Raw genomic sequence first — 12737 nt, 5'->3', positions numbered from 1 at the left:
AAAGGAGCTGGTTATATGGAATTTCAAACACTGAAAGCTGACGCTTGTTATTGTTTTCATGGGCCCGTAAATATAGGTTATATCCGGCAAGGCGAGAGAGGTATGTTAATCGATGCTGGCATCGATGCGTCTACGATGAAAAGGGTGTTGAAAATGTTAAAACAGGACAGGCTGCCGATTACCCATCTTTTCATTACTCATGCTCATTCCGATCACTATGGAGGGGCAAGTTATTTGCAAAAACAAGCAGATGTCCATACCATCGCCCCAATCCTCGAAACTGCGATTTTGCAGCATCCAATCCTGGAGCCGCTTTATTTGTTTGGCGGAAATGATCCCTTGTCAGAGCTGCGGAATAAGTTTTTGGAAGGTGCCCCGGTCAGAGTAGATCAGTCGATAGGCGAAGGAAGCTGGGAAGTAGATGGATTTCAGTTCGAAACAATCCACTTGCCAGGTCATAGTTATTTTCAGCTTGGTTTATTATTTGAAGGAATTTTATATGCAGGAGATAGCTATTTTGGCGAAAGTCAGCTCCGCAAGCATAAAATTCCTTTTATGACGGATACAAAGCAGGCAATCGAGAGTCTGGAAAAACTGCAAAATGTCAAATGTGAAGGGGCAGTTCCCGGGCATGGAGGATTTGAAAAGGATTTTCAGCCGACCATCAAGGCAAACCTTTCCTACCATCAGCAGCTCCTTGACTGGCTTGAAAAAGAAATCACCAATGAACCAGCAGGCATTACCCACGAAGCTATCGTTGCCCGGATGTGCGCCCATTATCAAGTGAGCGCCCCCCAGTTATCACAATGGCTGCTGTTCCGTACCGCTGTTACAGCCTATCTAACTGCCCTGTTAAGGCAAAGAAAAGTTATAGGATCAGTCGATGAATTCCGCTGGGTGTTCAAAAAAAATGAAGACGTTAGCTGAACTGCTTTGAAAATAGCAGAGGTGGTAACAATGAGGAGTGTTTCGACAATTTTCGCAGAGTGCACAAGGTTAGTACGGCTGGATATGCAAAGGCTGACCTTCGATCCACTCTGCATAAAACACGTCACTAGTCGACTTAACTCCTTGTTTTAACAACTCTGCATCGAGCCACTGCTCATCAAGATTGGACTCTCGCAAATTGTCATATAAAATTTCCCCGTCGGAAATAACTGTGACAGCCAGGATCGGATTTTGCGGCTGGAGTGCCATATCTTTCCGGGTTGGCGTCTGGGCTTCTGATTTCTTCATCACCGAAATACTGCCATCGGTCTCAAGGATGGCATAAGCAACTTCATTGATAGAGAAAGCCCCTTTTGCCCGCAGCAAATGCTGTAACTGATTGATATCCAGCTTACTACTCTTCATTTGTTCCCTCTGAAGATGGCCTTTGTTGATAATTATTGACGGCATACCCTCAAGTAGACTCCGGCTCCGCTTGAACTTTTGGGTGACAATTTCAGTTACATACAAGAGTGCTCCCCACAAGAAAACCGCATAGCCAATTTCCAAAATACCAGCTTTGTCATCAAAGAGAGCGTTTCCGACCAATTCACCTAAAATCAAAGCAGCAATAAAATCAAACGCAGTCAGCTGGGTGATTTGTGTTTTTCCGAGAAACTTAGTTATTAAAAACAAAGCGAAGAAACCAAAGAAGGTCTCTACTAATATAGAAAAAGCATTATCCATTTTCACAACCCCCAACAAAAATTCCTTCTTATCCTAACCAACAAAAAGACAGGATATACCCAGAAAAGCGGAGGCGACCGTTTAGCAGCGATAGAACTGGACTGGTGCAGAGGAGATAAAGGAAACACAGCGCGTAAGCGATGATGTTGACTTATCGGACGGAGCAGGAGTTTTTTGCCCTATAGAATTACCAGAAGGAAACACGCGGCAGACGTAACAACACACAAAAAAAACCCTTGCCGATTTGGCAAGGGTTTGCTGCTACAACTGTTTAACCATGGTAACGTGTGGAATACCGGCATCCATAAATTCGCCGGAGACCGTTTGATAGCCTAGTGTTTTATAAAAATCTTCGGCACGGGTTTGTGCATTCAGCTTCGCTTTTTCATAACCATCCGTTTGAATAGCTGCTTCCATTTCGCTGATTATCTGAGAACCAAAGGAACGGCCGCGGTATTCTTTTAGCACGCAAATCCGTTCCAACTTGCCATAATTGTCAACAAAACGAAGCCGGCTGGCTGCCACAGGCTCACCGTTTTGATAGCCGACAAAATGAATCGATTCTTTCTCCAGTTCATCGATCTCTAACTCTGGCGGAACCTTTTGTTCTTCAACAAAAACAGTATTTCTCACGTAGTATGCTTGTTTTATTTCTGCGTCTGTTACTGCTCTTTTTACTTCCATTTCTTCCTTACTCCTGTTCTCCGCTGAAAGTGAATGTCTCATAAACTGTCCAGGCCCCGTTCTCCAATTGGTACATCAGCTGGAACCTGTCCGCTGTTTGTTGTAAGTTAAAGTTCTGCATTTTCAGACTTCCGAATACATCAGAATATTCGTCGTGGGAAAGCTTTTGAGCAATCGTTATATGCGGGACAAAGGAATAAGTCTTCTCCTGCGGAAGCTTTCCGGAATGTAATCTTTCGTTTAGTTTAACCAGTTCTGCCACAGGCTCGACTTTTAAGTAAATAGTGTTGGTCACAGGCGAGAATGAACTTACCTTATTAATCTGTAATGGAAAAGGCCTTGTTTTTCTGGCCACGTCTCTTAACTCACTGACAATGGCATCAATGTCATCATCACTCGCATCGAACGGCTCTTTCAGCGTTATATGCGGTGGAATCAATGCGTAATGCGGGTCATACCGCTTTCTGTATGAATTAGCCGTATCTTGTATTTTCTTCTCTGGAAAGATAGCGATACCATATCTCATAGATATTCCTCCTGTATAATTAATTTAAGTTAGGCAATATTTAATGTCCTGGTATTTCGTTGCTTTGCACATGCAGCTAATTCCAATTTAGGTTATCCTTAATTATATCAAAAATTGGTAAAACAGGAATAATAAAAAGAGAGAAAACGAAAGAATTTCAGAAAAATTTCCCTTATAGCCGTAACTAACGGCTGTTTAGCAATTGAGTTAATTGAACATCGTCGTTAATGCTCTTTTTAAATCTTGCTGCCAATATTTCCATGTATGCTTACCATCCAGTTCATGATAAGTATATTGCAGGCCATGATTTTCTAACAATTCCTGCAGCTCACGGTTAGGTTCGAGGAAATTCTTTTTATCGCCAGCCGTTGTTGCTACATCTGTTTCCTCATTGCCGATCGTATGGTAAATATTCAGTGTATCGAGTGATTTGGCAGCCTTTACAGCATCAATGACTTTATCATCGACATACGGCGACTGCATAATCACCTTTCCAAATGTATTCGGGTATTTCAAGGCAGTCATCAAAGCTAAACTGCCGGCCAGGGAATCTCCCATTAAAGCCCGGCTGCCTCCCATATTATACGTCGGAAGTTCTTCATCAAGAAGCGGAACCACTTCATGAAGCAAAAAGTTCATATAATCAGCTTGCTTGCTGCCGCTGGGGTGGTACTTGTCCTGACGGTCATATTTATCATTATACTGTATCCCGACGAAGACGGTATTTTCAATTTCACCGGCACTGTGCAGCCGATCACTTAATGTCGCGATCCTGCCAAGCTGAAAATAGTCGTCACCATCCTGCATGATGCAGACATGGTATTTGTATAAAGAAGAGAATGACTCCGGCTGATACCATTTCACCGTTATTGTCTCATTCAAATATTTACTGTTTATTTGCTTATCAAGCATAGTACCTTTTCTACCCATTTCCGCTCACCCCTCTGAAGCACAAATCAAAAGATTACCTTTTATATTTCCCTCTTCTTCTATCTAGTAAACGATTCTAAGCCCAGTTTAACATAAAACTGTAGAAAAAGAACCGAACAAGAAACCGCAGGCACATATCAATCCTAACCATGAGCCAGGAAGAGATAGGATACAAAACCAGTGGCGGCTTATCGAGCAGATGATTCAAACCAACACTGCCCGGGTATAGGTAAACAAAAGCTAAAAAGGAGGCTGTAAACGTGGAAAGCAAAGTAATCGGCGGCGTTTTCAAAAAACAGGAGGATGCCATCAAGGCAATTAAAGACCTGCAAAACAAAGGTTATCATAAAGACGATTTCTCTGTATTCGCCAAGGATAGTGATGATGCAGAGGCAATTGGAGATCAAACAAACACGGACATTACCAAGGATAAAAGCGGCAGAGGGAAAAATGCCGGAAAAGGCTTAGGAATTGGTGCTGGGACTGGCGGTGTCCTCGGTGGTACTGCCGGATTGATTGCAGAAATCGGTTTACTAGCGATTCCCGGTGTGGGAGCTATCGCTGCGGCAGGCCCGATTGCCGCAGCATTGACCGGGGCCGGAATCGGCGCAGGTGGCGGCGGCATTGTCGGTGCCCTTGTCGGCGCGGGTATCCCTGAAGAACATGCCAAGGAATATGAACAGCATTTAAAAAATGGCAATATTATTGTATTAGTAGAAGCAAATGAAAATGACCGTGAAGTTTACCGGACATTCCTGGCAAATAAAACAGAAAACCACACGATATATCCAGATGAGGTTGTCGTAAATGAACCGCGCGGCCATCGTTAAAAACCAAGCCAGCGCCTTCTCATCATTGAGAAGCGTTGGCTTGGTTTATGCTTAGAGAACTAAGGTATGTTCCCAAAGATTTACTGTTTCTTCAGTTATCCATTTTGACAATCGGTTTGACGGTGGTTCCTTGTTTGGAATCCTCAAAAGCCTGGTTGATATCTTTTAACGAATAAAATTTTACGAGCTTATCAAAAGGAAACAGCCCTTTTTTATAGTATTCAATTAGTTTAGGGATGAACAGCTGCGGGATAGAATTGCCTTCAATCGCACCGACCAGTCCTTTGCCAAGCGCCATAATATCCTCAAAAACATTAAATTCTGTTTCCTGGGTAACCCCAACTACTGCTGAGGTTCCTAATGGTTTTAACGCCTGGACAGATTGACGGGCAAGAGCGGGGACGCTTGTCGTTTCTACAGCATAGTTAGTTCCTCCGCCGGTGATGCGGCGGATTTCTTCGACAACATCAACCTCTTTGCCGTTCAGCACATCGGTAGCCCCTAATTCTTTTGCCATCTGCAAGCGGCTTTGATGGACATCGATTGCAATAATTTTGGAGCAGCCAATAATGTTGGCGGCCATTACAGCACTCAAACCGACAGCTCCGCAGCCAAAGACGGCAATTGTTTCGCCGAACTTCGGCTGCAGCTTATTCAAGACTGTTCCACTTCCGGTTTGAATTCCGCAGCCCAAGGGCCCGAGCAAAGCCAGGTCGACATCTTTATCAACCTTGACAACATTACGCTGGTTGGCAACAGCAAATGTGCCGAAGGAGGACTGTCCGAAAAAGCTTGAAACCTTTTTGCCGTCCTGTTCGATTCGGTTTGTATTATCATTCATTTTACCGCCAAAATTTAAATCATTAAAGGAAAGACAATATGCTGGGTGTCCGGATAAGCAGTTTTCGCAATGTCCGCAAGAAGAAAACGATAGAACGACATGATCTCCCTTTTCCACTGTTTGGACGTTGGACCCGACCTTTTCTACAATTCCCGCTCCTTCATGGCCGAGTACGGCAGGAAGCGGTACCGGCACCTCCTGATCTCTGGCTACCGCATCTGTATGGCAGACACCTGCTGCCACAATCTTGACCAGCACTTCATTATCGTTTGGCTCCCCCAGTTCAACTTCTTCAATTTGAAATTCTTCGCCCTTGTCATGAATTACCGCTGCTTTTACTTTCATCTGCAGACTCCTTTCTATCCAAAATATTTGAGGATGAATCATATTGTAGGCTTCCCAGAAAGGCAAAACTTAAAGCCCTTTACCTTCCTGAGAGGGAGACTGCTATTTTCTATTGTTTCTACATGAAATAACCGGAAACAACCATACTAATAGCGGAGGTTGGCAATCATGAAAATTTTAATCACAGCTTTATTATTAATTATCGCCCCGCAGCAGGAAGAACAAAAACAAATAGAGCAAGTACAATCCCAGCCGTTTACGATCATTTATAATGGCAAAAGCATTCAAAAGGTCAATCGTTCTGACGTAAAGCTTCCTCACTTAGAGGAGAAGTGGCTGGATATGGATAAATTCAATCGCATCACAGAGGAACTGGCTGAAAAAGTTTACAAGGAGCCGGTCGATGCAGGAATTGATGACCTGGGGCGCATCAAGCCGGCAAAACCTGGCCACCAGTTGGATCGCCAGCAATTTAGTGAACTATTTGCATATTATTATTATGCCAATCAGCTAAACGAGGTAGAGGCTCCATTACGAGTGGTACATCCTCGAGTGGATGAAGAACTGTTGGCTTCTATTCGGGAAAAGCCGATAGGCAAGTATGTTACTTATTACAATTCGAACAACAAAGAAAGGTCGCAAAACATTGTACTTGCCGCACAGGCAATCAACAACCATGTGGTATTTCCGAGGGAAACTTTTTCGTTTAATGGAGTGGTCGGAAAACGAACAGAGGAAAAAGGTTACCAGCCCGCACCGGTCATTGTTAAAGGAGAGTTAGCTGAGGATATTGGTGGTGGTATCTGCCAAGTATCATCCACCCTTTATAATGCAGTCGATCAAGCTGGGGTGAAGATTGTGGAAAGATATTCGCACAGCCGCAGTGTCCCATATGTACCGCCTGGAAGAGATGCTACGGTGAGCTGGTACGGACCAGACTTCAGCTTTGAGAATGCCTATAACCAGCCGATTCTTATCAGGGCAAAAGCGGTAAAAGGCACGATGCAGATCAACATCTATTCAGCGGACTCCATCCAATATCAGAAACGGCAGGTTCCCAATGTAAACGAAAATACGCCCAAAGAAGTACCGGCTGATTAGCAATAACTATTAATCAGGACTTTGCACTCCTAAATCGTCCAGCAAAAGCTTTAATTCCTCCGCTGCCCGATCGGTTCCTTTATAGTACGACTCAATACTGCAATCCTGCAGATAGCTGTACCGTTGAATCAAATCATCAAGCGTGATACGTTCCTCGTCTGTAGCATTTAAATAGTAAGGGGCAAGGCAAGCACAGAGCACTGTAAAGGCCCCTTGCTTATTTTCGATGAAATCAACCGAAATCACACCGGCCATCGAATTGTTCTTTTTTATGTTCAACGCTCTTTTAGCAGCTATTTCCAATTTGATAGCAATCTGTTGACTGAACATACCTACCAGTCCCTTCCGAATAATTTCTTTCATCTTACCAGAAAAGAAAGCGCTTTAAAATGGAACGTATTTTTCCTTCCTCCAGCCATTAAAATACATGCTATAATAGAGACGATATTTTTCCGCATGATTGTAGTGAAAAGCTTGCAGGGAGTGAAGAAAAAATGAATATTGTATTTGATTTGGATGGCACGATTTGTTTTAAAGGAGAGCCGGTAACGGAAACGATTTTGCAAGCCTTGGAAATTGCCCAAACAAGCTGCCACCGGGTAATCTTTGCTTCGGCACGCCCAATCCGTGATATGCTGCCTGTCCTCGAAAAACGTTTTCATACCTACACGATGATTGGCGGGAATGGCTCGCTGATTGCCGAACAAGGAATCCTTAAGCATACTTCCGCTTTTACCGAACAACAGCTGGAAGCCATCAAGCAATTGATCGGCGAGCAACATGCAGCCTATTTAGCAGATGGGGAGTGGGATTATTCTTTTACAGGTCCCCAGGAACACCCGATCCTCCAAAAAGTCGATCAAGCCCGGATGGCCGAAAACATTGCGATTGACTTGCATCCGTCAGTCGTAAAAATACTGATTCTGACCGCAAACAATATGGACTCATTTGCCCGGGAGTTAGCGAATTTAGATGTAGTCGTCCACAGGCATGCCCAAGAAAATGTTTTAGATATAAGCCCTGAAAATATCGATAAACGCTCGGCCTTGAAAACACTTGGCATCCATCAAGGCGACTATATCGCATTCGGCAATGACGACAATGATATTACCATGTTCCAAGATGCCGCTCATGCAGTGATGGTAGGTGAGCATAAGGCGCTCGCTCCGTTTGCTGATGATGCTATTCCGTTAACAGGAAACTATGAAAAGAAGATTATAGACAAGATCCATCAACTAACCAACGATTACAACACTAGTAAGGTGTAAATCCAAAAGCGGCATCCCAATACGGCTGAGCGAAACTTTTTACATAGCGCAACGTATTTTATAAGAAGTCTTTATGAGGAGGCGAAACATGGCTGAAAAGAAACATACTAAATCTAATTTCGGATGGAAGGTAGGTGTAGTGGTCGCTTCGGGGGTTGTCTTTGGTATGCTCATGGACAATATTGCCATAGGTATAGCGCTCGGAGTTGTCTTTAGCGTAGCCATCCCCGATAAAAAGGAGAAATAATAAATCGCAACAGTTTTTTTTAAAAAAGCCGAAAACTTAAAAGAATCAACCCAGTTGACAAAAAAGCAAGATGCTATTATATTAATAGATGTCGATATAACTTGATACCATGATTCCGTAGCTCAGCTGGGAGAGCGCCACCTTGACAGGGTGGAGGTCGTTGGTTCGAGCCCAATCGGAATCATTCAGACAAAGTGGCGCGGTTTCTCATCAGGGGGAGGCCGCGTCACTTCTTTTATTTTGCCTAGAAATACTTAAAGTGGTCACAGATTGGCCACATTCAACTAAAATAGCCCTTTATTGCTTGAAAAATTGTTTAGCAAGACGGTTAGAGGCTTCATGACCCAATCGTTCAGATATTAATTTGATATTTTCCCCTTGTTGCATTAAACTTGCGTGTGTGTGTCTTAAATCATGAAATCTTATTTTGGTAAGAGATGTTTTAGAGATTATGTTATGAAAAGCTCTGAGTAAGTTTCTAGGATTTATGGGAGCTCCTTTGGTGGTACAAATAACAAGGTCACAATCCACGTACAAACTTCCATTTTCAAGCTTTTTAACTTTATTCTTGTTTCTCTTACTTTCAAGGGCATTTAAAGTATGGGTATCTAATCCAATTGAGCGGTATCCAGCCTTACTCTTTAAACCATCTTTAAACCCTTTACCATCATGAGTCAGAGTCTTCCTAACATATAAACACTCATTTTCAAAATCAATATCTTTCCAGCGTAACCCCAATATCTCCCCTTGCCGCATTCCAGTAGTTAGTGCTAGAAGGAAAACGATATAATAAGGGCTATTCTGAGATGTTTTAAGGAAGAGTGAAACCTCATTTAAATTCCAAATAACGTTTTCCTTGAAGGATACTTTAGGCTTTTCTATGTGATTTGTGGGATTTTTTTTGATAACTTCTATTTGGACAGCATGATTTAGAGAAGCATGAACTACATTAAAAATTCGCTTAATTGTTGAATCCGATAAACAGTTTTTTCTTAGTTCATCAATAAAACTTTGAATGTGTATAGAACTAAGAGTAGAGTAAGAGCCTCCCTGAAAGCTCTTAAGCTTGTAAAATATTTCCTTCATTAATTCTATCATATGAGTTAGTAGTGTTAGTAATAGAAGCTTACTTTAACGTATTAAACAAAAAATATTAAATAAAAAAGCAACCTCTATTTTAAGAGGTTACTCTTTTAGATTTAATGTGAAAGTAAAGCTGCGATTGAAGGTAATCGCTTACCCTCAATATAAAAGTCATCTCCGCTATAAATGGCTACTTCTATCTCTCCATCTTTTTTTGACCTTCTTACTTCACCTATTCCTGTAAATGTAATATTACCTTGACTTCCCTTGAATTTCTTAATGTGGTGGAATAACCCCTTGAAATTAGCGCTATTTGCAAAGAAAGCTTCTTCAAAATTAACTGAAACGATTTTGTTACCATGTTTTACGGTGATTCTTGCGAAATCTTCCTTTTCCACAGTATCAACTACTTGACCAATTATTAATCTTGGTTTACCTATGTCAGAATCTTTTAAGTTGTCTACATTACGTTTATATAGACTAGGTGATTTTCTTCTTTGAAATTGTTCAATTTCTTGAGTATCTTCTTCTTGACTATTCAAAGCGATATCAACTCTCGAGTTATTTCTTTTCCTGTTAGTAACTGAATTTTTCCTTCTTTTTGATTTTCTTCTTTGTTTTTGTTCCTCTATCTGTTCTTCGGTCATTTTTGATTGGGCATACGCTTCTTTTAACGCTCTCCTCTTGTGTGCTTCTGACAATGCTAGACTAATCACATTCTCGACATTTACTCCAGTTCTATCAGCAACTCTATCAAAGTAATGTAAGCAATCCTCATTATGATTGTCATTACGCCATGTCTTAAAGAAATTCGGTCTCGAGGCTCTAAACACCAACGATAATCGAGCATTACAATTATCAGTACTACAAAACAATTTTCCTTTGTACTTTTCTAAATATGTCTTGCTGTCTACATCATTTGCATCTACGGTGACTGATTTATTTCCATCTCTATAAACCGCATCAATTGGCATAGAAATCCTCTCCTCACCATGAAAGATTAAATATATCTAGTAAATATTATACCAATAAATTCTATTTTTTTACAATAAATTCACTAAAAATACAAATTATTCAAAAGATATGAGAATGTATTTTTTTACTAAAAGAAATGATAGAATTGAATGCAATGTTTGTGGTAGCCCCCCCCCGAGTATTTGATGATTAACTAAACATGAACTATGGTTGCTACATTATGTGGTCGCTTCAAAACATTGAAAACAAAAAACTATCAATTACACTTCAAGTCAGAAACTTCAGTAATAAATATGCGATTCGAAAGCATTTTTGTGGTGATTTATTTATAAATTATCGGCTTTTACTCGTAAATTGAGAATACAAAAAGGATTAAGCTAAAGACGTTAAAAATAAAAGGGAATACTTAATTGAGCCGGAAGGAGTTACGAATGTTTTAAATATTAAAGTAGTAAGGTTTGACAGGTATAAGAAAAAATAAAAATAGTATAAGGTTTAAACATCTTATACTATTTTTGTGTTTATACAGCTGCTTTTGTTTTTTGTAATAAAATCTCTAATATAGCTGATAGTATTGCTTCATTATTGATTATAATCACATTTAGCTTTTCACGAGTTCTAGTTAAATTTTGATACAACATTTTATCAATTGCATAAGCTCCTCCATTAACTGAAGTTGCAAATAATTTTTTATTTGTATCGTAAAAGAAATGTTCGTCAATAAAAACTGCCACATTATCATATTCTTGTGCTATTACTTCGTGTGAGTTTTTATTTTGTTCATTTTGGTAACTGTCATAAGTAACTTTATAATATAGCGAGTTAGTAAAATTTATTACTTCCTATCCCTTATTAGAAAGATTTTCAGCATAGTTTTTAGCTGAGTTGTCATCATTAAAGAATTGAACATTAATATTTTTATACGATTGGTTTGAGGAATATCTCATGTGGATGTTCCTCTTTTATATGATAATTTTTCAATAATATCTCTATATACTTTATCTTCATTAACATTTGCTGAACTCAGATGTTTTAGGAGTTGCTTTTTCATCTTAACATGGTCAAGTGTGAGTAGTTCTTTTCCTAAACCTCTATATTTAACTTTTTTTCTAGCTTCCCCCCGATACTCCATTTGGAGTACTAACTCTGCAAACTTCATATTAAAAAAATGAAGTGTGATAGCACTCAATCCATAATAATATTTACTCTGCTTTAACCTTTGTCTATCACTTCTACTAAATATTCCAGTCCATTTACTAGTTCTAAGCATGTCTTCTAATAGAAAGTAAACAAGTGCATGTTTGTCTCTCTCTTTCCCACCTCCCAAACCATCTGATTTATATCCGTGTCCGAAATATCTCTCATGTACTTTTAACAAAGCTGGTGATGCATGTTTAATATTTTCTTTTAATTTGATTAATGTAATTTCTAGTAGGTCGTTCTCTTCCACAGCCTCGTGTACATCGTGTCCCTTCATAGGATTAGTTTTTATATACATATAGTTTGATAACGGCGCTAAAGTATTTGAATATAAATCTTGGTATTTTTGCATAAACTCTTTCTTTTTATCTCTTCTGTTAGCGAAAAAATGTGAAAGTACCTGTGTTAATATTGCTACTATGAATGTTGCTAAAACTGTGAAAAGTATGTACACAGGAATCTCATAGACAATCTTTGGATTGCTTATTGAACCTAGTGTAATATCCATAGGGATGCCCTCCTCTCGTCAAGTGGAAACATAAATATAGTTCTAGCATAAAAAATTGGGTTGGTTTTACTTAAGTCAAAGAGATTTACTATAAATGATGCTATTTCTTTGTTAGTACGAATTTTATCTGTTAACCAATAGGTTTTAGTTGCTAGATTTTGTTCAATTATTGAACCGATTTTTCGAAAAGATTCTTGATTTGTAAAAGTTTGAGCAGGGTCATAGCTGAATATACATTTTCCTTGTAATGAATTAACAGTACATTGAATTTTATCTAATTGATGAGGTTGTAGTCTTTGTGCTTCATCTACAATTAATATATCAAAATCATGTAATGACATTACGCTTAAGGATTTAATAGATTTTATATTCCATGGTAAGTCCATGCTAAAGTACTATGCCCATTGTTTAACTTAACACAATGAACTACCAAAACTTTAAGCTTATTATTGATATAATGATTAGCTATATCATATGTTAGTAGGGTCTTACCTGTACCGGGGTTACCAATGACTGATACAAATT

Annotated in this window: 16 protein-coding genes and 1 tRNA gene; 6 read left to right on the top strand and 11 right to left on the bottom strand. The window is 39.7% G+C overall.

Annotated features, from left to right (window positions below; genetic code table 11):
- Positions 1 to 15 precede the first annotated feature (15 nt).
- Positions 16 to 927, top strand: coding sequence for an MBL fold metallo-hydrolase (locus tag BLR93_RS05500; protein ID WP_093211956.1), 912 nt, complete (start codon positions 16 to 18; stop codon positions 925 to 927).
- A gap of 69 nt (positions 928 to 996) precedes the next feature.
- On the opposite strand, the gene BLR93_RS05495 is transcribed toward BLR93_RS05500, so the two are convergent.
- The 4 genes from BLR93_RS05495 to BLR93_RS05480 all read right to left on the bottom strand — a co-directional run bounded on the left by BLR93_RS05495 (position 997) and on the right by BLR93_RS05480 (position 3814).
- Entirely contained in the window at positions 997 to 1674 is a 678-nt protein-coding gene (locus BLR93_RS05495) for a DUF421 domain-containing protein (RefSeq protein ID WP_093211954.1), read from the bottom strand.
- A gap of 261 nt (positions 1675 to 1935) precedes the next feature.
- The gene (locus BLR93_RS05490; RefSeq protein WP_093211952.1) at positions 1936 to 2358 is read right to left on the bottom strand and encodes a GNAT family N-acetyltransferase; all 423 of its coding nucleotides are present in this window, start codon (positions 2356 to 2358) and stop codon (positions 1936 to 1938) included.
- A gap of 7 nt (positions 2359 to 2365) precedes the next feature.
- Positions 2366 to 2884, bottom strand: coding sequence for a YjcG family protein (locus BLR93_RS05485; RefSeq protein ID WP_093211950.1), 519 nt, complete (start codon positions 2882 to 2884; stop codon positions 2366 to 2368).
- 207 nt (positions 2885 to 3091) lie between these two features.
- On the bottom strand, positions 3092 to 3814 hold the full coding sequence (locus BLR93_RS05480) for an alpha/beta hydrolase (protein WP_093211948.1): 723 nt from the start codon (positions 3812 to 3814) through the stop codon (positions 3092 to 3094).
- Between the two features lie 260 nt (positions 3815 to 4074).
- On the opposite strand from BLR93_RS05480, the gene BLR93_RS05475 reads away from it, so the two are divergent.
- Positions 4075 to 4644: a general stress protein gene (locus BLR93_RS05475; protein WP_093211946.1), complete on the top strand. Its 570-nt coding sequence runs from the start codon at positions 4075 to 4077 to the stop codon at positions 4642 to 4644.
- A 91-nt stretch (positions 4645 to 4735) separates the two neighbouring features.
- Here the strand turns inward: BLR93_RS05475 and BLR93_RS05470 are convergent, their stop codons facing one another.
- Complete coding sequence (locus BLR93_RS05470) at positions 4736 to 5830, bottom strand: NAD(P)-dependent alcohol dehydrogenase (RefSeq protein ID WP_093211944.1); 1095 nt, start codon at positions 5828 to 5830, stop codon at positions 4736 to 4738.
- 165 nt (positions 5831 to 5995) lie between these two features.
- On the opposite strand from BLR93_RS05470, the gene BLR93_RS05465 reads away from it, so the two are divergent.
- The gene (locus tag BLR93_RS05465; RefSeq protein ID WP_425440926.1) at positions 5996 to 6931 is read left to right on the top strand and encodes a VanW family protein; all 936 of its coding nucleotides are present in this window, start codon (positions 5996 to 5998) and stop codon (positions 6929 to 6931) included.
- Positions 6932 to 6940: 9 nt separating this feature from the next.
- Here the strand turns inward: BLR93_RS05465 and BLR93_RS05460 are convergent, their stop codons facing one another.
- The gene (locus tag BLR93_RS05460) at positions 6941 to 7261 is read right to left on the bottom strand and encodes a hypothetical protein (RefSeq protein WP_093211940.1); all 321 of its coding nucleotides are present in this window, start codon (positions 7259 to 7261) and stop codon (positions 6941 to 6943) included.
- A 164-nt stretch (positions 7262 to 7425) separates the two neighbouring features.
- On the opposite strand from BLR93_RS05460, the gene BLR93_RS05455 reads away from it, so the two are divergent.
- The 3 genes from BLR93_RS05455 (at position 7426) to BLR93_RS05450 (ending at position 8630) form a co-directional block, all read left to right on the top strand.
- A complete protein-coding gene (locus tag BLR93_RS05455) occupies positions 7426 to 8199 on the top strand; it encodes an HAD-IIB family hydrolase (RefSeq protein ID WP_093211938.1) in 774 nt (257 codons plus the stop codon).
- A gap of 88 nt (positions 8200 to 8287) precedes the next feature.
- Positions 8288 to 8446, top strand: coding sequence for a glycine zipper domain-containing protein (locus BLR93_RS17950; RefSeq protein WP_175559252.1), 159 nt, complete (start codon positions 8288 to 8290; stop codon positions 8444 to 8446).
- A 111-nt stretch (positions 8447 to 8557) separates the two neighbouring features.
- Positions 8558 to 8630 (top strand) — tRNA-Val (locus BLR93_RS05450).
- Positions 8631 to 8743: 113 nt separating this feature from the next.
- On the opposite strand, the gene BLR93_RS05445 is transcribed toward BLR93_RS05450, so the two are convergent.
- From BLR93_RS05445 to BLR93_RS05425, 5 genes are all read right to left on the bottom strand, one after another.
- Positions 8744 to 9532, bottom strand: a complete 789-nt coding sequence (locus BLR93_RS05445) for a tyrosine-type recombinase/integrase (RefSeq protein WP_175559251.1) — start codon at positions 9530 to 9532, stop codon at positions 8744 to 8746.
- Positions 9533 to 9645: 113 nt separating this feature from the next.
- Entirely contained in the window at positions 9646 to 10503 is an 858-nt protein-coding gene (locus BLR93_RS05440) for a hypothetical protein (RefSeq protein ID WP_093211934.1), read from the bottom strand.
- Between the two features lie 522 nt (positions 10504 to 11025).
- Positions 11026 to 11238 (bottom strand): hypothetical protein, encoded by a 213-nt coding sequence (locus BLR93_RS05435; protein WP_093211932.1) that lies wholly within the window; start codon positions 11236 to 11238, stop codon positions 11026 to 11028.
- A 209-nt stretch (positions 11239 to 11447) separates the two neighbouring features.
- Positions 11448 to 12212: a hypothetical protein gene (locus BLR93_RS05430; protein ID WP_093211930.1), complete on the bottom strand. Its 765-nt coding sequence runs from the start codon at positions 12210 to 12212 to the stop codon at positions 11448 to 11450.
- Positions 12197 to 12598, bottom strand: coding sequence for a DNA/RNA helicase domain-containing protein (locus BLR93_RS05425; protein WP_093211928.1), 402 nt, complete (start codon positions 12596 to 12598; stop codon positions 12197 to 12199). The genes BLR93_RS05430 and BLR93_RS05425 overlap by 16 nt, the downstream gene beginning before the upstream one ends.
- Positions 12599 to 12737 lie beyond the last annotated feature (139 nt).

Origin of the sequence: Sediminibacillus albus, from assembly GCF_900101125.1 — a bacterium.
In the GTDB taxonomy this organism is placed as follows: Bacteria; Bacillota; Bacilli; order Bacillales; family Amphibacillaceae; genus Sediminibacillus; species Sediminibacillus albus.
Note: the sequence above shows the minus strand (reverse complement) of the source record. Positions and strands in the feature narration are given on the sequence as shown.